General features: G+C 72.1%; 19 protein-coding genes and 1 tRNA gene. 12 read left to right on the top strand and 8 right to left on the bottom strand.

From position 1 onward, the window contains the following. The first annotated feature begins 122 nt into the window (after positions 1 to 122). From ACQPZF_RS08570 to ACQPZF_RS08550, 5 genes are all read left to right on the top strand, one after another. Positions 123 to 1,007: a TIGR01777 family oxidoreductase gene (locus ACQPZF_RS08570; RefSeq protein WP_433270004.1), complete on the top strand. Its 885-nt coding sequence runs from the start codon at positions 123 to 125 to the stop codon at positions 1,005 to 1,007. A gap of 17 nt (positions 1,008 to 1,024) precedes the next feature. Continuing rightward, entirely contained in the window at positions 1,025 to 1,642 is a 618-nt protein-coding gene (locus ACQPZF_RS08565) for a phosphatase PAP2 family protein (RefSeq protein ID WP_433270002.1), read from the top strand. Further along, positions 1,629 to 2,372 carry a lipoyl(octanoyl) transferase LipB gene (gene lipB / locus ACQPZF_RS08560; protein ID WP_433270000.1) on the top strand — a complete coding sequence of 248 codons (744 nt, stop codon included), beginning with the start codon at positions 1,629 to 1,631 and terminating at the stop codon, positions 2,370 to 2,372. The genes ACQPZF_RS08565 and lipB overlap by 14 nt, the downstream gene beginning before the upstream one ends. 61 nt (positions 2,373 to 2,433) lie before the next feature. Further along, entirely contained in the window at positions 2,434 to 3,453 is a 1,020-nt protein-coding gene (locus ACQPZF_RS08555) for a serine hydrolase (protein WP_433269998.1), read from the top strand. 1 nt (position 3,454) lies between these two features. After that, positions 3,455 to 3,940 (top strand): ArsR/SmtB family transcription factor, encoded by a 486-nt coding sequence (locus ACQPZF_RS08550; RefSeq protein WP_433269996.1) that lies wholly within the window; start codon positions 3,455 to 3,457, stop codon positions 3,938 to 3,940. A 72-nt stretch (positions 3,941 to 4,012) separates the two neighbouring features. On the opposite strand, the gene ACQPZF_RS08545 is transcribed toward ACQPZF_RS08550, so the two are convergent. Continuing rightward, positions 4,013 to 4,945, bottom strand: coding sequence for an LLM class F420-dependent oxidoreductase (locus ACQPZF_RS08545; RefSeq protein ID WP_433269994.1), 933 nt, complete (start codon positions 4,943 to 4,945; stop codon positions 4,013 to 4,015). A gap of 42 nt (positions 4,946 to 4,987) precedes the next feature. Continuing rightward, on the bottom strand, positions 4,988 to 5,638 hold the full coding sequence (locus ACQPZF_RS08540) for a TetR/AcrR family transcriptional regulator (protein WP_433274486.1): 651 nt from the start codon (positions 5,636 to 5,638) through the stop codon (positions 4,988 to 4,990). A 130-nt stretch (positions 5,639 to 5,768) separates the two neighbouring features. On the opposite strand from ACQPZF_RS08540, the gene ACQPZF_RS08535 reads away from it, so the two are divergent. The 3 genes from ACQPZF_RS08535 (at position 5,769) to lipA (ending at position 8,226) form a co-directional block, all read left to right on the top strand. Further along, positions 5,769 to 6,227 (top strand): hypothetical protein, encoded by a 459-nt coding sequence (locus tag ACQPZF_RS08535; protein WP_433269992.1) that lies wholly within the window; start codon positions 5,769 to 5,771, stop codon positions 6,225 to 6,227. A gap of 61 nt (positions 6,228 to 6,288) precedes the next feature. Then, positions 6,289 to 7,209 carry an oxidoreductase gene (locus tag ACQPZF_RS08530; RefSeq protein WP_433269990.1) on the top strand — a complete coding sequence of 307 codons (921 nt, stop codon included), beginning with the start codon at positions 6,289 to 6,291 and terminating at the stop codon, positions 7,207 to 7,209. Positions 7,210 to 7,224: 15 nt separating this feature from the next. Then, positions 7,225 to 8,226, top strand: a complete 1,002-nt coding sequence (gene lipA, locus ACQPZF_RS08525; RefSeq protein WP_433269988.1) for a lipoyl synthase — start codon at positions 7,225 to 7,227, stop codon at positions 8,224 to 8,226. A gap of 56 nt (positions 8,227 to 8,282) precedes the next feature. On the opposite strand, the gene ACQPZF_RS08520 is transcribed toward lipA, so the two are convergent. The 5 genes from ACQPZF_RS08520 to ACQPZF_RS08500 all read right to left on the bottom strand — a co-directional run bounded on the left by ACQPZF_RS08520 (position 8,283) and on the right by ACQPZF_RS08500 (position 10,112). After that, positions 8,283 to 8,573 carry a hypothetical protein gene (locus ACQPZF_RS08520; RefSeq protein WP_433269986.1) on the bottom strand — a complete coding sequence of 97 codons (291 nt, stop codon included), beginning with the start codon at positions 8,571 to 8,573 and terminating at the stop codon, positions 8,283 to 8,285. Between the two features lie 72 nt (positions 8,574 to 8,645). Then, positions 8,646 to 8,804 carry a hypothetical protein gene (locus ACQPZF_RS08515; protein WP_433269984.1) on the bottom strand — a complete coding sequence of 53 codons (159 nt, stop codon included), beginning with the start codon at positions 8,802 to 8,804 and terminating at the stop codon, positions 8,646 to 8,648. Positions 8,805 to 9,006: 202 nt separating this feature from the next. Beyond that, positions 9,007 to 9,078: transfer RNA gene (locus tag ACQPZF_RS08510), tRNA-Val, on the bottom strand. 37 nt (positions 9,079 to 9,115) lie between these two features. After that, positions 9,116 to 9,580, bottom strand: coding sequence for a peroxiredoxin (locus tag ACQPZF_RS08505; RefSeq protein WP_433269983.1), 465 nt, complete (start codon positions 9,578 to 9,580; stop codon positions 9,116 to 9,118). Positions 9,581 to 9,680: 100 nt separating this feature from the next. Beyond that, complete coding sequence (locus ACQPZF_RS08500; RefSeq protein ID WP_433269981.1) at positions 9,681 to 10,112, bottom strand: DUF3052 domain-containing protein; 432 nt, start codon at positions 10,110 to 10,112, stop codon at positions 9,681 to 9,683. A gap of 294 nt (positions 10,113 to 10,406) precedes the next feature. Between ACQPZF_RS08500 and aceE the strand changes: the two genes are divergently transcribed. The 3 genes from aceE (at position 10,407) to ACQPZF_RS08485 (ending at position 16,792) form a co-directional block, all read left to right on the top strand. Then, positions 10,407 to 13,157 (top strand): pyruvate dehydrogenase (acetyl-transferring), homodimeric type, encoded by a 2,751-nt coding sequence (aceE, locus tag ACQPZF_RS08495; RefSeq protein WP_433269979.1) that lies wholly within the window; start codon positions 10,407 to 10,409, stop codon positions 13,155 to 13,157. A 397-nt stretch (positions 13,158 to 13,554) separates the two neighbouring features. Next, positions 13,555 to 15,558, top strand: coding sequence for a substrate-binding domain-containing protein (locus ACQPZF_RS08490; protein WP_433269977.1), 2,004 nt, complete (start codon positions 13,555 to 13,557; stop codon positions 15,556 to 15,558). Next, a complete protein-coding gene (locus tag ACQPZF_RS08485; RefSeq protein ID WP_433269975.1) occupies positions 15,551 to 16,792 on the top strand; it encodes an ABC transporter substrate-binding protein in 1,242 nt (413 codons plus the stop codon). The genes ACQPZF_RS08490 and ACQPZF_RS08485 overlap by 8 nt, the downstream gene beginning before the upstream one ends. Here the strand turns inward: ACQPZF_RS08485 and pnuC are convergent. Further along, on the bottom strand, positions 16,779 to 17,405 hold the full coding sequence (pnuC, locus tag ACQPZF_RS08480; protein ID WP_433269973.1) for a nicotinamide riboside transporter PnuC: 627 nt from the start codon (positions 17,403 to 17,405) through the stop codon (positions 16,779 to 16,781). The genes ACQPZF_RS08485 and pnuC overlap by 14 nt on opposite strands. 133 nt (positions 17,406 to 17,538) lie before the next feature. Here pnuC and ACQPZF_RS08475 point away from each other — a divergent pair, with 133 nt between their 5' ends. Continuing rightward, complete coding sequence (locus ACQPZF_RS08475; protein ID WP_433269971.1) at positions 17,539 to 18,795, top strand: phytase; 1,257 nt, start codon at positions 17,539 to 17,541, stop codon at positions 18,793 to 18,795. Positions 18,796 to 18,966 lie beyond the last annotated feature (171 nt).

The following is an 18,966-nucleotide window of genomic DNA, read 5'->3' as shown; positions in this document are numbered from 1 at the left end:
CCAGCGGCGAGCGCCCGCTTTCAATCCTTTGGACCAAGAGCAGTCGCGATCGCTCCCCCCAGTGGCACCCATGACACGTCCGCCGCTGTGCAACACCCCACCCACTGCGAGACGATCAACCCATGCGGGTAGTAGTCGCGGGTTCCTCAGGCTTCATCGGCACCAGCCTGGTAGCCGCCCTGCGCGGCGCGGAGCACGAGGTGATCCGCCTGGTCCGCCGCCGCCCCGCCGCCCCGGACGAGCGCGCCTGGAACCCGCCCGCCGGCAAGATCGCCCCGGACGCCCTCACCGGCGCCCAAGCGGTGATCAACCTCTGCGGCGCGGGCATAGCCGACAAGCGCTGGAACCACGCCCGCAAGCAAGTCCTCCTGGACAGCCGCACGATCCCGACCGAAGTCCTCGCCACAGCCGTCGCCGACCACCAGATCCCCACCCTGATCAACGCGAGCGCGGTGGGCTACTACGGCGACACCAAGGACGAGATCGTGGACGAGTCCACCCCGTCCGGCACCGGCTTCCTCGCCGACCTGTGCCGCCAGTGGGAAGCCGCCACCCGCCCGGCCGACCGCCAGCGCGTGGTCAAGCTGCGCACCGGCCTGGTCATCAGCCCTTCGGGCGGCCTGTTCGGCAAGCTGAAACCGCTCTTCCGGTTCTTCCTGGGCGGCCGGCTGGGCGACGGCAGCCAGTACATGCCCTGGATCTCCCTGGACGACGTGATCGCCGGCATCCTCCACGTCCTCGACCACGAGGCGATCGACGGCCCGGTCAACCTGACCGCGCCCAGCCCGGTCACGAACGCCGAGTTCACGCGGACCATCGGCCACGCCCTGCACCGCCCCACCCCCTGGGTGGTCCCGGCCTTCGTCCTCAAGGCGGTGCTCGGCGAGATCGCGGAGGAGGGCATCCTGGCCGGCCAGCGAGCGGTGCCGAAAGTCCTGGAGCGCAACGGGTTCCGGTTCCTGCACCCGGCCCTGGGCGCGGCGGTGGCGACGGCGGTGAACAGATGACCGGGACGGCCTGAGCCATGACCGGGCCGACGAGGGCAGTCCTGGCCGGCGTGGGCCTCGTGTTCGCGCTGGCGTCCGTCGTGCTGGGTTTCTCGGTGCACCGGACCATCCCGGAACTGGACGCCACGCTCCACGAGACCGCCCTCGCGCTGGGCCCGAACGTGGTGCCGGCCGCCGCCGTGGTCAGCTTCCTGCTGAGCCCCGGCCTGGCCGTGATCGCCCTGCTCTCCCTCACCGTGAGGGCCGTCCTGGCCAGAGACCCGCTGATCTTCAAGGGCGCGGTCCTGCTGGCCGTCTCCTGGTCCACCGTCCTCGCCCGCTACACCTACGACCGGGTGCGCCCCGTCGAGCACCACCTGCCCGCCTACCCGAGCGGGCACGTCACCGCCGTCACCGCCGTGGCGTTCACCGGCGTGGTGCTGTGCGCCCACCTGGCGCCCCGCCACGTGCGCACGGCCGTCGTGCTCGCCACGACCGCCATCACCCTGACCGCGGCCAGCCGGGTGGTGCTGGAGAAGCACTGGTTCACCGACACCGTGGGCGCGGTCCTGGCCACGACGGGCGTCGGGCTGCTCGCAACCCTGGCCTTACGATTGACACCGGTGGGCGTAGGGTCGAACCGTGAGCAGTCTTGAACTCTCCTGCCGCACCTCGACGGACCCGATCGACGTGCGTGAGCTGGGCACCATCGACTACCTGGCCGCGTGGGAACTGCAACGCGAACTGGCCGAAGCCCGCGCGGACGGCCACGTCGGCGACACGATGCTGCTGCTGGAACACCCACCCGTGTACACCTGCGGCCGGCGCACGGAGGCCGAGGAACGGCCCAAGGGCGGCGACATCCCGGTCATCGACGTGGACCGGGGCGGGAAGATCACCTGGCACGGTCCGGGGCAGTTGGTCGGGTACCCGATCGTCGGCCTGGCCGAGCCGCTGGACGTCGTGCAGTACGTGCGCCGCCTGGAGCAGGCCCTGATCCACGTGTGCGACCAGCTCGGCGTGCGCACCGGCCGGGTCGAGGGCCGCAGCGGCGTGTGGATCGCCGCCGACGACCGGGGCGTCGAGCGCAAGATCGCGGCGATCGGCATCCGGGTGCAGCGCGGCGTGACCATGCACGGCTTCGAGATCAACTGCAACGCCGACCTGGGCGGGTTCGGCGCGATCATCCCGTGCGGCATCCGGGACGCGGGCGTCGCTTCGCTGTCGCAGGAGCTGGACCGCGACGTCACGGTCGCCGAGGTGCTGCCGCTCGCCCGCCAGGCGGTGATCGACGCGCTGAACGGCGACCTGCCGTTGACCGAGCGCACGCTCATCCGTCAACAACCGGTGGCCGCCGGCGTCACGTTCGCCGTCCAAAGCCGCTGACACACCCGACTCCTCCCCTCTAGTATTCCGGAATTACGGACTACCAGAGGGGAGATTCGTCGTGCTCCTGACCCGACGGCACCTGCTCTCCGCCTGCGGTGTGGCGGGCGGCGCCCTGCTGCTGCCTTCCGCGCCCGCGGCGGCTTCCACGACGGTGCAGCCCGACGACTGGCTCGGCTGGTTCCGCGCGAACCGCCGGCACGTCGCCGCGGTGGTGGACGACGGCAACGGCGGCCGGGTCGCCCACCGACCCCACGAGCGCCAACCGCTCGCGTCCGCCGTGAAGGTCCTGCACCTCGCCGGCTACGCCTCGGCGGTCGACCGGCGCCAGGTCGAACCGGGCGAACCGGTCACGGTCGGCGACTGGGAGAAGTTCTACCTGGCCCTGGACGGCGGCGCGCACCAGCAGGCGCTCAAGGCCCTGGGCATCAAGTCCACCAACGGCCACACCGCCGACGACCCGCACGCCAAGGTCACCCTGGACGACCTGGCCGCGGTCATGATCCGGCACAGCGACAACGCCGCCGCCGACTACCTGCGCCGCCGCCTGGGCGACGACACGATGCGCCGGGCCGCCATCCGAGGGGGCTGGCCGGACGCACCCGTCCCCTCGTTCCTCGGCGAATGGCTCCGGCTCGTCCTGAACCGGCGCGTCGACCCCGAGCGCTACCTCGCGGACCCGCAACTCCAACTGGAGGTCATCGGCCGCTTCCCCGACGTCCCGAAGACCTACGACGGCCAGCGCCCGTGGGCCCGCGGCACCTGGCAGGGCACCGCGGCGGGCCTGCACCGGCTGCACCGGGCGATGGACCGCTTCCCCGGCGCCCCGGCCCACCTCGAACAGCGCCAGGACCTGCCGGCGGGCGTGGCGGGCATCGGCTTCAAGGGCGGCTCGCTGGCCGGCGTCATCACGGTCGGCTGCCGGGTCCGGTGGCACGACGGGCGGGTGGGCACGGCGGCGGTGCTGACCGAGGAGGTCGACGAACAGCGGTTCCACACCGCTCCCGCCCTCGTCGGCCTGGTGCGGCAGGCCTTGCTCGACCCCGCTGCGCTGCGGGAATTCCAGGTCAGCCTCTCGTAGGATGACCACGGTGGACCTGGTGCAGCGACTTGCCGAGCTGGAGCAGCGCGTGGCGGCCCTGGAGGGCGACGAGCGCGAGACGCTCGCGCTGCCCGAGACGGAGGACGGCGGCGGCGCGTTCGGCTACGGCGGGCGCGTCGCGCTGGGCGGCGGCCGGGTGACGTGGCAGGTCGACGTGACACCGGAACGCGCCCTCGCCCTCGCCGACCGCCCGCGCATCGAGGTGCTGGCCGCACTGGCGCACCCGGTCCGGGTGGACATCGTCCGCTCGCTGCTCGCGCAGGGCCCGCAGCCGGCGGCGGCGCTCCAGGAAGCCGCCCGGCTCGGGTCGACCGGCCAGCTTTACCACCACCTGAAGGCGCTCACCGGCTCCGGCGTCGTGGAGCAGGACAAACGCGGGAGCTACCGGCTGCGGACCGCCGCGACCATCCCCGTGCTCGTCCTGCTCACCGCCGCCTCGGACGTGGCCGGTCAGCTACGCGGCTGAACGCCCCGCCCCGACCGCGCGGCCTGAGGTCGGGGCGACGCGGCCGGGGCCCGACCTCGCCACGACCATCGGTCACCGCAGCGCAGGCGCGACCTCCGCCGCGACCAGCTCCAGGTGGTCCAGGTCCGCCAAGTCCAGCACCTGGAGGTAGACCCGGCTGATCCCGGTCTCCTCCCGCCACCGCCCGAGTCGCTCGACCGCCTCGGCGGGCGTCCCGGCGAGCCCGTTCTCCTTCAGCTCCGCCACCTCACGCCCGATCGCGGCAGCCCGCCGCGCCACCTCGGCGTCGTCCCGCCCGACGCACAGCACGAGCGCCGCGGACCGGGTCATGGTCGCCGGGTCGCGCCCGATCGCCCGGCACGCCTCGTCCACCCGCTCGAACTGCCGCGCCGCGGACTCCGCCGGCACGAAGGGCAGGTTGAACTCGGTGGCGTGCCGCGCGGCCAGCGCGGGGGTGCGCTTCGCGCCCTTGCCGCCCACCACGACCGGCACCGGGGACTGCGCGGGCTTGGGCAGCGCGGGCGAGTCCGCCAGCGTGTAGTGCTTGCCGTCGAACGAGTACGTCTCGCCCTCCGGCGTGCCCCACAGCCCGGTGATGATCTCCAGTTGTTCCTCGAACAGCTCGAACCGCTCCCCCAGCGGCGGGAACCGCAGGCCGTACGCGGTGTGCTCGTCCTCGAACCAGCCCGCGCCGAGGCCGAACTCCACGCGTCCGCCCGACATCCGGTCGACCTGCGCGACGGAGATCGCCAGCGGTCCGGGGTGGCGGAACGTCGCGGCCGTCACGAGAGTGCCCAGCCGGATGGTCGTGGTGTCCCGCGCCAGGCCGGCGAGCGTGATCCACGCGTCGGTCGGTCCGGGCAGCCCGTCGGCCGGGCCCATCTTGAGGTAGTGGTCGGAACGGAAGAACGCGCCGTAGCCCGCGTCCTCGGCGGTGCGTGCGACACGCAGCAGGTCGTCGTAGGAAGCCCCCTGCTGGGGCTCGGTGAAGATGCGCAGTTCCACGGAGCACAAGCTAATCGCCCGCGGCCGGGACGGTTGATCCGGCTAGCGCCGACGCGACCGCGACCGGTGCTCCGACCGCGCCTCGACCACCCGCGACGGGGCCTCGCTCACCCGCAGGCCCTCCACGACCCGCACGATGGTCCGCTCCACCTCGGCGCTCGCCTTGCGCGGGTCGGCCGCCCCGGCGATCGTGCTGGCCCCGGCGGACAGCGCGCCGAACAGCAGCCGGGCCATCGTCTCCACCGGTAGCTGCTCCAGCTCGCCGCTGTTGATGAGCACCTCGATGGTCGAGCGCAGCAGCCCGTAGCTGAAGTGCTCCTCGGCCTCCCGCCAGCGCTCCCAGCCCATCACCACCGGGGCCTCGTGAATGACGATCCGCTGGTAGGAGGGCTCCAGGCACACCCGCACGTACGCCCGCAGGCCCGCGATCGCGGTGTCCCACGGGTCGCCGGGCGCGCTGACGATCTCGCCGAGCCGGCGCATGAACGCGTTCTCGACCGAGTCGAAGGCGGCCTCGAACAACGCCTGCTTGCCGCTGAAGTGGTGGTAGAGCGCGCCCTTGGTGAGGCGGGCCCGCTTGGCGACCTCGTCCAGCGACGTGCCCGCGTAGCCGCGTTTGGTGAACAGCTCCACGGCACTGTCCACGAGGGCCTGCCTCGTGGACTCGGAGTACTCGACACGCCTCGACCGCACTGTCACCACGTTCACAACCGTACGACATACCGACGGTACGTACTCGTGGTATGTTCGCCCCATCGGCCATACCGACGGTATGCCAAAGACCTGAAGTATGACGCCGATCACGAGAGAGGGAGGCGTGATCATGAGTTGGACCGACTTCTACCGACGGCGTGACGCTCTGGACGCCGTGCTCCGCGCCGCGGCAGGGGAGCCCGCGGCGGCCCTGGCCTACGACCGGGACGTGTTCGCCGACGAGGACGAACTGCTCCTGGCCCTGCACTACCGGTGGATGCAGCAGCTCACCGGACGGCTCGGCGCCGCGCTCCAGGACGACGACGCCGACCGGGTCGAGATCGTCACGCGCACCTGGCGGGCGCTGGCCGCCGAGCAGCCCGTGCTGCGGGCCGTGCTGGACGAGCACCTGACCTCCACCGAGGCCGTCGAGCGCGAGGAGCGCCTGCTGGCCCTCACCGCGGGCCTGGCCGAGCTGTCCGAGCCGAGCGCGGACATCGCGCGCGTCGGCGCGGCGTTCGCGACCCTGATCCGCACCGGCCCGGCGGTCGCGGCTCCGGCCCGGCGCCGGCTCGCCAAGAGCGCCTGACGCCGGTTAGGTGGGCACCATGAACCGGACCGGAGCGGACATCCCCGACTAGGTGGGCGCCATGAAGTGGACCGAAGCGGACATCCCCGACCAGGCCGGCCGCACTGTGCTGGTCACGGGGGCGAACTCGGGGTTGGGCCTGCGCACCGCCGAAGTCCTCGGCGCTAAGGGCGCCCGCGTCCTGCTCGCCTGTCGGTCCCCGGAACGCGGGCGGCGCGCACTGGAGCGCGTGCTCGCGGGCGGTGGCTCCGCCGAACTCGTCGCGCTCGACCTGGCCGACCTGGCCTCGGTCCGCGACGCTGCCGCGGCGGTGCGGGAACGCGCCGACAAGCTCGACGTGCTGGTCAACAACGCCGGGGTGATGGCGGTGCCGCTGGGGCGCACCGCCGACGGCTTCGAGCGCCAGTTCGGCACCAACCACCTCGGCCACGCCGCGCTGACGTGGCAGCTCATGCCGCTGCTGCGCGCGACGCCGGGCGCACGGGTCGTGACTCTGTCCAGCCTCGCCCACCGCATCGGCTCCCTCGACCTGGCCGACCCGGACTACGAGGTGCGCCGGTACTCGCCCTGGGGCGCCTACGGCCAGTCCAAGCTGGCGAACCTGCTGTTCGCGCGCGAGCTGGACCGCCGCTGCCGGTCGGCGGGCGCGGACGTGACGTCCGTCGCGGCGCACCCCGGCCTGACGGCCACCGAGCTGAGCACCAACATGGCCCGCGCGCACCGCAACCCGCTGCTGTCGCTGGGCGCGCGGATCAGCGACCTGATCGCGCAGAACGTCCGGATGGGCGCGTTGCCGCAGCTCTACGCGGCGACTTCGGCCGACGTGGAAGGCGGCGCGTTCTACGGCCCGGACGGCTTCCGCGGCACGCGCGGGTACCCGACCCGTGCGGGCTCCTCGGCGGCGGCCCACGACGAGTTGGCGGCCGGCCGGCTGTGGGACCTGACGGCCAAGCTCACGGGCGTCGCGCCCGACCCCTCGTGACGTAGGGTTGGACAGGTGACCGTCGTACCTGAGGGTCGGAAGCTGCTGCGGCTCGAAGTCCGCAACAGTCAAACGCCCATCGAGAAGAAGCCCTCGTGGATCAAGACCAAGGCGAAGATGGGCCCCGAGTACCGGGAGCTCAAGGGCCTGGTCAAACGCGAGGGCCTGCACACGGTGTGCGAAGAGGCCGGCTGTCCCAACATCTACGAGTGCTGGGAAGACCGGGAGGCCACCTTCCTGATCGGCGGCGAGCAGTGCACCAGGCGCTGCGACTTCTGCCAGATCGACACGGGCAAGCCCGCCGACCTCGACCGCGACGAGCCGCGCCGGGTCGCCGAGTCCGTCCAGGCGATGGGCCTGCGCTACTCGACCGTGACCGGCGTGGCCCGCGACGACCTGGAGGACGGCGGCGCGTGGCTGTACGCGGAGACCGTCCGCCAGATCCACGCGCTCAACCCCGGCACGGGCGTGGAGCTGCTGATCCCGGACTTCAACGCGGTGCCCGAACAGCTTGCCGAGGTCTTCGCCTCCCGCCCGGAGGTGCTCGCGCACAACCTGGAGACCGTGCCCAGGATCTTCAAGCGCATCCGGCCGGCGTTCCGCTACGAGCGCTCGCTGGAGGTCATCACCCGGGCCCGTGAGGCGGGCCTGGTCACCAAGTCGAACCTCATCCTCGGCATGGGCGAGACCCCGGACGAGGTCACCGAGGCGCTGCGCGACCTGCACGAAGCGGGCTGCGAGATCATCACGATCACCCAGTACCTGCGGCCCTCGCCGCGCCACCACCCGGTGGAGCGCTGGGTGAAGCCCGAGGAGTTCGTGACCCACAAGGAGACCGCCGAGGAGATCGGCTTCTCCGGCGTCATGGCCGGCCCGCTGGTCCGCTCCTCGTACCGCGCGGGACGGCTCTACGCGCAGGCCGTGCAGAAGCGCGGCGACGTGCTGCCGGAGAACCTGCACCACCTCCTGGCGGCAGGCGGGGCGGCACAGGAGATCACCTCTCTGCTGGCTCGCTGAAAAACCTCCGGAAACGCCCGGCCCCATACCCCGGGGTCGGGCGTTTTCCCATTCACTCAGCCGGAAGACCGCCGCCGCGCGATGACACCGCCGACCACCAGCAGCAGCCCCACCACGGTCACCGGCGCGGCCCACGTCAGCCGCTCCCTTTGCAACCGCTCGCAAATCCCGACCAGCGCGGGCCCTTCCGCCTCGACCGCGACTTCGTCGAATCCCATCCCGACGCTGTTCCCACAGGACACCGCGAAGCCCGAGGGCGAGTCCGCGGCCAACGGCAGGAGCATGATCAGCAAGCCCGCCAAGAAGAACGCGACCCCCACCACCACGGCAACCGTCCTGGGCGACATGGCGACAAGCTACGTGCTCCAACGTCCCTCGGCATAGGGGGACACGGCCCGTACGGGCCCCGCGGGAAGCCCCTAATCGTCGGCGTCGACCGGGCCGGCGCCGATCAATTGCGCGCTCACGTCCGGCACGCCCCACAGTTCCAGCAGGCTGGACACGGCTTGGCGAATGCCCTCGTAGCGGTCGCTCGGCAGGTCGGGAGGAAGCTCGACCAGTAGTTCCGGGTTATGCATACGACCAGCGTCCTCGGCCCGCCGACGGGCCCGCGATACCTCGATCGGGGAGTTCCCGATTAATTGATCGCACAAAAGAAAATGGCCGGCGCGATGACCTGCGGCGACTACCGCGCGATTCCGATCAATCCGGCGCAAACGTGAAAAGGAACACAGTGGTGCGAAGCGGAGCCTCCGCCGCCGGGCAGGCCGCAAGGCACAGTGGGCGCGACAGGATTCGAACCTGCGACCGCTCGGGTGTAAACCGAGTGCTCTTCCGCTGAGCTACACGCCCGCCGACGCCGCCCCCGAGGAGCGACGCCGAAACGCTATCAGGCCTTCAACGCGGCCACGGCCTTCTTCCACGACTCCTGGTCGCGCGGCTCACCGGGGGCGTTGACCTCGGCGTACCGGACGACCCCGGCGACGTCCACCAGGAACGTGCCGCGGTTGGCCAGGCCCGCCGCCTCGTTGAACACGCCGTACTCCGCCGCCACCTTGCCGTGCGGCCAGAAGTCCGACAGCAGCGGGAAGCGGTAGCCCTCCTGCTCGGCCCACGCCTTCAGGCTGAACGGGGTGTCCACGGACACGCCGATCACCTGCACGTTCTCGTCCTCGTACGCCGCCAGCTCGTCCCGCACCTGGCACAGCTCGCCGGTGCAGATGCCGCTGAACGCGAACGGGTAGAAGACCAGCAGCACGTTGCGCTCGCCGCGGAACGACGACAGCGTCACCGGTTGCTTGTTGTAGTCGTTGAGCGTGAAGTCCGGAGCCTCCGAACCAACTTCGACCGCCATGCCCGCGCCCTCCCGCTGAAACCCCGTGCACCCGAAAGACGGGCTCCACCCGTGCGGAGCCCGCCGTCGAGCCTAGCGGCACGGGGATCCGGCGGTCCGGTCAGCGCTTCGTCTTGGCCGACTTCGGGGACACCAGCCTGGTGGCCGTCCAGTCGGCGCTCAGGTTGATGTTCGAAGTCTGGGCGAGACCCGCGGTCGACACCGATTCGGAGATGTCACTCGGCTCGACGTGGCCGGCCCGCCCGGTCTTGGGCGTCAGGACCCAGATCACGCCTTCTTCGGCCAGTGGGGTGGTGGCGTTGATCAGAGCGTCGACCAGGTCGCCGTCGCCCTCGCGCCACCACAGCAGGACCACTTCCACGACCTCGTCGGCGTCCTCGTCGAGCAGATCGCTGCCGATGCGCTCTTCGACCGCGGCACGCAGGTCGTCGTCGACGTCCTCGTCCCAGCCGATCTCCTGGACCACGCTGCCCGGTTCGATCCCGAGCCTGTCGGCGACACCGATCTTGCCGGCGTCTTCCGCGGCGACCACGGCTTCCACTCCTCCAAGTACACAAGAGCGGCAGCCGGGTTCGACTGCCGCGCGATGTCACTACCAGTCGCGGCTAGCGAACACTGTCGGGCCTGCTGAGCGCAACCGTAAGGCCTGTGACACGCCGTATCGGGTACCCCCGGATGCGTTCCGCCATCCGGATGAGGCACGCTCTACATACCTCCTATTCGCGCGCGCGAGGGACACGATCCAGAACTACCCACCGGTAGCGATGACGGGATCGAGCCCCAGCGGCGACGATGGGAGTCAGAGACCCCGGAACGAGGAGATCCCTTGAGCCCCCAGAACACTCCCGAACGGGTGCACGTCATCCGTGACGGCCTGGCCGCCCACCTCCCGGACATCGACCCGGAGGAGACCGCGGAGTGGCTGGAGTCCTTCGACGCGGCGCTCAAGGGCGGCGGGCAGCAGCGGGCCCGCTACCTGATGCTCCGGCTGCTCGAGCGGGCACGGGAGAGCCACGTCGGCGTGCCGTCCCTGACCAGCACGGACTACGTCAACACCATCCCCACCGAACGTGAGCCGTGGTTCCCCGGCGACGAGGAGGTGGAGCGCCGCTACCGGGCGTGGATCCGGTGGAACGCGGCGATGACGGTGCACCGCGCGCAGCGGCCGGGTGTCGGCGTCGGCGGCCACATCTCGACCTACGCCTCGTCCGCGAGCCTCTACGAGGTCGGCTTCAACCACTTCTTCCGGGGCAAGGACCACCCCGGCGGCGGCGACCACGTGTTCATCCAGGGCCACGCCTCGCCCGGCGTGTACGCGCGGGCGTTCCTGGAGGGCAGGCTGTCCGCCGAGCAGCTCGACGGCTTCCGCCAGGAGTACTCGCACGCCGGCCCCGGCGGCGGCCTCCCGTCGTACCCGCACCCGCGGCTGATGCCGGACTTCTGGGAGTTCCCGACCGTCTCCATGGGCCTCGGCCCGATGAACGCGATCTACCAGGCGCGGTTCAACCGCTACCTGCGCGACCGGGGCATCAAGGACACCTCCGACCAGCAGGTGTGGGCGTTCCTCGGCGACGGCGAGATGGACGAGCCGGAGTCGCGCGGCCTGCTCCAGATCGCCGCCAACGAGCAGCTCGACAACCTGACCTTCGTGGTCAACTGCAACCTCCAGCGCCTGGACGGCCCGGTCCGCGGCAACGGGAAGATCATCCAGGAGCTGGAGGCGTTCTTCCGGGGCGCGGGCTGGAACGTCATCAAGGTCATCTGGGGCCGTGAGTGGGACGCCCTGCTGCACGCCGACCGCGACGGCGCGCTGGTGAACCTGATGAACACCACGCCGGACGGCGACTACCAGACGTACAAGGCGAACGACGGCGCGTACGTCAAGGAGCACTTCTTCGGCCGCGACCCGCGCACCAAGGAACTGGTCGCCCCGATGACCGACGACGAGGTGTGGAACCTCAAGCGCGGCGGCCACGACTACCGCAAGGTCTACGCGGCGTACAAGGCGGCGGTGGAGCACCACGGCCAGCCGACGGTCATCCTCGCCAAGACCATCAAGGGCTACGGCCTGGGCCCGCACTTCGCGGCGCGCAACGCCACGCACCAGATGAAGAAGATGACCCACGAGGACCTGAAGCTGTTCCGGGACAGCCTGCGCATCCCGATCTCGGACGCCGACCTCGACCCGTACCTGCCGCCGTACTACCACCCCGGCCAGGACTCCCCGGAGATCCAGTACCTGCTGGAGCGCCGCAAGCAGCTCGGCGGCTTCGTGCCGGAGCGCCGCACCAAGTCCAAGGCGCTGGTGCTCCCCGGTGACAAGGTCTACGACGCGGTCCGCCGGGGCTCGGGCAAGCAGGAGGTCGCCACCACGATGGCGTTCGTCCGGCTGGTCCGGGACCTGGCCAAGGACCCGGAGATCGGCGGCCGGATCGTGCCGGTCATCCCGGACGAGGCGCGCACGTTCGGCATGGACTCGATGTTCCCGGCGCAGAAGATCTACAACCCGAACGGGCAGTTGTACACGTCCGTGGACGCACAGCTCATGCTCGCCTACAAGGAGTCCGAGCAGGGCCAGATCCTGCACGAGGGCATCAACGAGGCCGGGTCCACGGCGTCGTTCACGGCGGCGGGCACCTCGTACGCCACGCACGGCGAGCCGATGATCCCGATCTACATCTTCTACTCGATGTTCGGGTTCCAGCGCACCGGCGACGGCCTGTGGGCGGCGGCCGACCAGATGGCGCGCGGCTTCGTGCTGGGCGCCACCGCGGGCCGCACCACGCTGACCGGCGAGGGCCTCCAGCACGCCGACGGGCACTCGCTGCTGCTCGCGCACACCAACCCGGCGGTGGTCTCCTACGACCCGGCGTGGTCGTTCGAGGTGGCGCACATCGTCCGGGACGGCCTGCGGCGGATGTACGGCGAGAACGCCGAGAACGTCTTCTACTACCTGACCGTCTACAACGAGCCGTACCAGCAGCCCGCCGAGCCGGCGGACCTGGACGTGGACGGGCTCCTCAAGGGCCTGTACCGCTACCAGGTGGCGGCTGCCGGGGCGGGGCCGCGGGCGCAGATCCTGGCGTCCGGGGTGGCGATGCCGTGGGCGATCAAGGCGCAGCGGCTGCTGGCCGAGGACTGGGGCGTGCAGGCCGACCTGTGGTCCGCGACGTCGTACTCGGAGCTGCGGCGCGACGCCGTGGAGGTGGACCGGCACAACCTGCTGCACCCCGACCAGGAGCCGCGGGTGCCTTACGTGACGCAGGTGCTGTCCGAGGCGGCGGGTCCTGTCGTGGCCGTGTCGGACTGGATGTCGGCCGTGCCGGACCTGATCCGGCCTTACGTGCCGACCGACATGACGACGTTGGGCACGGACGGCTTCGGCTTCTCCGACACCCGGCCGGCGGCGCGGCGGCACTTCCTGGTCGACGCGGAGTCGATCACGGTGGCGACGCTGGCGGCGCTCGCCCGGCGCGGCGAGGTGCAGCAGTCGCTGGTCGTGCAGGCGGCGCGCAAGTACCGCATCGACGACGTGAACGCGGCCGGACCGTCCACGTCCGACGCGGGCCTGGCCTGAGAGAGATCCGCCGTCACGTGGGGCTCCACCCGATCGGGTGGGGCCCCACGCGCCTTTTTGCGGTCTTCGGCGGTCGGGGCGCTCCTACGATCTGCGGCACACGGCTCGGGAGGGAACGACGTGATCGTCGTGAGCCCTCCCCACAGCGCCGTAGCGGCCCCTGAAGGGCGCACAGGCTCCGCGGGGGCGGTGTCGAGGGGTCCGCGGTGGCACCCGGCCGCAGCGGCGGTCTCAGCGGCCAACCGGCGCGAACCCGGCGGCGGGGATCCGGGCAATCGCGCCCGACCTGGCCGATGAGACCCGCCGCGTGTGATCAACACCATAGAATCGGCGGAAGACTCCGACGAGGGGGGCAATGGGTACGCCGCGGCCCGCGGTCCACCGGACGATACTCGCGGTGGACGTGTCCGGCTTCGGCACGCGCGCCCTGAGCCAGCAGCAGGCCATCCGGCACGGGCTTTACGAGGCGCTGAAGGCCGCGTTCGCCGAGTGCGGCATCGAGTGGACCGACGACTGGGACGGCACCTACCACGAGGACCGGGGCGACGGGCTGTTCGTGCTCGTGCCGGCCGGGGTGCCGAGCAGCCGGGTGGTCAGCGCCCTGCCGCACGCCCTGGTCGGCCAGCTCCGCCGGTACAACGCCATGTTCACCCCGCAGGCCGGCATCCGGCTCCGGGCCGCGATCACCGCGGGCGAGGTGCTCAACGACGGCAACGGCGTGATGGGCGAGGGGCTGGTGCTGGCGTTCCGGCTGCTGGAGGCCGCCCCGCTGCGGGCCGAGCTGAAGCGGCGGCCCGGTGTGCTCGCGCTGATCGTGTCCGACCGGTACTTCCAGGACGTGGTGCGGCACGACCCGGGGTGCGACCCGGACTCGTACCGGCCGGTCGCGGTGGACGTGAAGGAGGTCCACGGCACGGCCTGGATCTGCCGGCCGGACCACCCGGCCACACCCCCGAAGCCGCCGCGCCCGCTGCCCCGGCCGAGGTGGTCCGTGCCGGTGCTGGCCGTGCTGCTGGCCGCTCCCCTGTTCTCCGACGCGCTGCTCGGCACGCCCGCCGCCACCCCGCCCTGCCCGGAGCCGGTGCAGCTCAACGTGCTGGCCTCGACCGAGAAGGCGGACGTGGTGCGCGCGCTGGCGGCCGAGTTCGAGGAAGGCTCGCGCGGGTTCGACGGCAGCGGCTGCAAGCAGGTGGACGTGCACGTCACGGCCCGCCCGTCGGCGGCGGCGGTGGCGGTCCTGGGCCGGGGCTGGCCGGACGGCGACCTGGCGGTGATGGGGCCCGAGCCGCACGTGTGGCTGCCGGACACCCGGTGGGAGGTGGCCGAGGTCCGGAAGACCCTCGCCGGCAGCGGGCGCTCCGACGTCGCGCTGGCCGACGAGGGTTCCATCGCCTACTCGCCGCTGGTGCTCGGCGTCGCGCCCGCGCGGACCCACGAGCAGTCCTTCCAGTGGCGTGACCTGGCGGCGTTCCGGCCGCTGGCCGCGATCGACGCGGACGACTCGGGCGCGGGGCTGGCGGCGGCGGTGGCGGTGGCGCGCGTGGAACTGGGCGTCGACGTCCTCGGCACGGTCACGCTGGGCGTGCCGGACGCGGTGCGCGCGCTGCGGGACGCGGCCCTGCGCACCAGCCCGGCCGGCACGCCCGCGTGCCCGGCCGCCGACCGGGCCGTGCTCGCCTCCGAGAAGGCCGTCCGCGACCTGGCCTGCCTCAAGCCGCTGTACCCGGCGGAGGGCACGCTGCACCTCGACCACCCGTTCATCTCCGTGCGGCGCGCGCACCTCCCGCCGAACGTGCGGCGGGACCGGGTGGTCGGGCTGTTCCTGGCGCACCTCCGCGCCCGGCCCGCCCAGGACGCCTTCCAGCGGGCCGGCTTCCGGGACCGGGACTGGGTGCCCGAGCCGCACGAGGGCATCCGGCCCGAGCGCCAGCCCGAGCTGCCGGTCGCGACCGACCCGGCGAAGGTCGACACGGCCGCCGTGCGGGCGGCGTGGCAGGCGGCGAACCGCCCGACCCGCGTGGTGCTCGCGGTCGACGGCTCCGAGCGCGCCACCAAGCTGGCGGACCTGCTCACCGAGCGGGTCGCGGCGCGCGGCGAAGTGGTCCGCCTGGACTTCGCACCCGGCGACCTGGGCCTGGTGGTCGAGCGCGCGGTCGCGGCCCACGGCCCGGGTCAGCCGATCGTGATCCTGAGCGGCGCGGCGCAGGCCGTCGCGCCGGGGCCGGCGGTGCAGAACGCGCCGGTGACCGTCCTCGGTGTCGGGTTCACCGCCGGCGCGTGCTCGGCGGTCACCCAGCTCGGCGCGTTCCAGGCCGCCTACCGGGGCGACTGCTACGAGGAGCCGGACGTGGGCCGGGCGCTGGACCTGGTGGCGAAGGGGTTGTGGGGTGCTCATGGCTAGGGGACTGGCGTGCCTGTCGGTGCTGTGCCTGGTGGTGGCGTGCACGAGCCCGGCGGTGGACCCGGCGCACGAGGGCCGCGGCCGGATCACGTTCGTGGACAGCGAGGACCTGTCCACGGACCGGCAGATCAAGCAGCTCGTGGACCAGTGGAACGAGAGCGCCGGCCGGATCGACCAGGTCAACTACGTGCCGATGCCGACGCCCACCGACGCGTACCGGGCGCAGCTCATGGCCCGCGCGCAGGACCTGGCGGGCGCGCGGGGCGACGTCCGGTCGCAGTGCTACGACGTGGTGACCCTGGACGCGGTGTCGACGGCGGAGTTCGCCGAGGCCGGCTACCTCGCCCCGCTGTCCCCCGCCGAGTTCGGCGCCGACCGTTTCATGCCGGCCGCCCTGGAGTCCTCGACCGTCGACGAGGAGCTGTGGGCGGTGCCGTGGCGCGCGGACGTCGGGGTGCTCTACTACCGCTCCGACGTGCTGGCCGCCGAAGGGCGCGGCTGGCCGTCGACCTGGGGCGAGCTGGAGGAGATGGCCGCCACGATCGCGCCGGAGCACCGGCTGAACGGCTACGTGGGACAGCTCGGCCAGTACGAGGGCCTGACGGTCAACGCGCTGGAGGCCGTGTGGGCGCACGGCGGTGACGCGGACGAGTTCGGCGGGCCGGGTGCCAGGGCGGGCGTCGGGATGCTGGCGCGCGGCATCGAGCGGGGCTGGATACCCCGCGCCGCGCTGGCCTACGACGAGACGGCCTCCCTGACCGAGTTCATGGAGGGCCGGGCGCTGTTCATGCGCAACTGGCCGTACGCGCGGTCGCAACTGGAGGCGTCGCCGCTGAAGGGCCGGTTCGGCATGGCCGCGCTGCCCGGATCCGGCGCGCTGGGCGGCTGGAACGTCGCCGTGTCGCGGTGCTCGGCGCACCAGGCCACCGCGCGGAAGTTCATCGCGTTCCTCACCGGTGACGACAGCCAGCGCGTCCTGCTGGAGCGGGCCGGGTACCCGCCGACGCTGCACGCCCTGTACCGGGAGCCCGACCTGAACGGCCGGCAGCCGCACCTGGGCGTGTTGCGGACGGCGGTGGAGAACGCGCGCAACCGGCCGCCGTCCGCGCACTACGACGAGGTGAGCCGGGTGATCCAGCGGGCGCTGCACAGCGCCCTGCGCAACCCGGCGTCGCTGGACGCCGAGCTGGGACGGCTGGACGCGGACGTGGCCAAGGCGCTCAGCGGGCGGTAGCGGCCACCGCCGCCCGCTTGGCCTCGCGGTTCCAGTCGATCCAGCCCCGGATGACCAGGATCGCGAACACCGAGTAGACCAGCGCGCTGAAGTACAGGCCGGACTGGATCTGCAGCGGCACGCCGATCGCGTCCACCACCAGCCACACCAGCCAGAACTCGACCAGGCCGTAGCCCTGCAGCGCGAACGCCAGCACCGTGCCGACGAAGATCGCCGCGTCCGGCCAGGGCGCCCACGAGGCGTCCAGCGCGTCCAGGGTCAGCGCGAACGCGGACGTGCCGAGCACGAACGCCGCCGCCACCGCGACGCGTTCCCGGGTGGTGCCCTTGCGCACGACGACGCCGAACACCGGGTCGCGGCGGCGGGTCCACGCCCACCAGCCGTACACGGTGATCAGCGCGATCACGACCTGGCGGGACGCGGTGCCGCCGAGGTGCGCGGACAGGTACACGACGAACAGCAGGGTGACCGACACGAGTTGCACGGGCCAGGTCCACAGCGACCGCCGTTGCGCCAGGTACACCACCACGAGGGCGAACACCTGGCCGATGAACTCGGCGTAGGAGACCTTCTGGCCTAAGACCGTGAAGCCGTGGTCCATCAGGGCGTGCATCGCGTTCTCCCATCGTCTCTTCGCGGGCAACACCGGTCCGTGGCGTCGGATTCCCGACGTAACGTGCCCCACAGAGCCGGTGGACACCTTGACTTCAGGCGGAGTACACCCCCGCGGCCTAGCTTGCCCGGCTATGAGAGCCGTCGCGCTGGCCTTCGTGCCGTTGTTGGTCGTCAGCCACCCTTATGTCGCATCCGCCTCCGATGAGGTCGTGCCCGTCGCCCAGACCGGGGCGTTCGTGGACGACCCGGCCGGCAGCCCGGCCAACGCCGACGCCGACGACCCGGCGGTCTGGGTGCACCCGCGCTCGGCGGACCGCAGCGTCGTGCTGGGGACGTTGAAGGAGGGCGGGCTGGCGGCGTTCGACCTGGAGGGGCGGACGCTCGGGGTGTTCCCCGCGCCGGCGCCCCCTTCGCCGGACGCCAAGCCCGGCCGGTTCAACAACGTCGACGTGCTCAGCCGGGTGCCGGTCGGCGGTCGGGCGCGGGAGCTGGCGTTCGTCAGCGACCGGGGACGGGACCGCATCCGGGTCTACGAGGTGGACGGGCGCGGGGCGGCGGCCGGCTCGGCCGTGGTGCGGGACGTGACCGATCCGGCGGCCCGGCCGGTGTTCTCCGCCTCCGAGGCGGAAGTCGACGACCAGCACACCGCGTACGGGCTGGCCGCCGGGTACGTCGGGCGCACGCCCGTCGTGGTCGCGAACCGGCGCAGCGAGACCCGGGTGGCCCTGCTGCACGTCGTGCCCGCGACCGGCGGGACGGTCGGCACCCGCGTCGTGTCCACTGTGGACCTGCCGGCTACGTTCCCGTTGCCCGACGGCACTTCCTGGACGCCCTGTGGCGAGCCGGGCGAGGGGCCGCAGTTGGAGGGCATGGTCGTGGACTCCGCGCACGGGGTGCTGTACGCCGCGCAGGAGGATGTCGGGATCTGGCGGATCCCGCTGCGAGCCGACGGGTTCGGCGAGCCTCGGTTGATCGACAAGGTGCGGTCGTTCGGCGTGCCGCAGACGTACGACCCGGAAACCGAGGAGTGCTTCGTGTCCGGGGCCGATCCCGGGTTCGGCGGGCGGCACCTGGCGGCCGACGCCGAGGGGTTGACGGTGGGTGACGGGTACCTGATCGCGTCCAGCCAGGGTGACTCGCGGTTCGTGGCCTACGAGCGGGGTGGCCGGAACCGGTACGTCGGCGAGTTCGTGGTAGGGCGCGGGCGGGGGAACGACTCCGTGGAGCACTCCGACGGCGCGCACCTGGTGACGGCCGATCTGGGCGGCGCGTACCGGGAGGGGCTGCTGGTGGTGCACGACGGGGAGCGGCGGCCGGCGGTGGGTGATTCGGCCACGACCGGGTTCGCGTACGTGAGCTGGGACGACGTGCTGGACGAGCTGGACTGAGCGGTACCCGCGAGCGAAGCGCCGGAGCCCCGACCGAGCGGTTCGGTCGGGGCTCCGGCGTTGCGTGCGACCGGTGGGTTGCATGCGACCGGTGGGTTGCATGCGACCGGTGGGTTGCGTACGACCGGTGAGGCGCGTGCGACCAAGGCGCTGCGAGCCACCGGCCGCGTT

The sequence above is a fragment of the Actinosynnema sp. CS-041913 genome (genome assembly GCF_050942485.1).
Classification (GTDB): Bacteria; Actinomycetota; Actinomycetes; order Mycobacteriales; family Pseudonocardiaceae; genus Actinosynnema.
The sequence above is the reverse complement of the archived record's forward strand: the minus strand, read 5'-3'. Positions and strand labels throughout refer to the sequence as shown.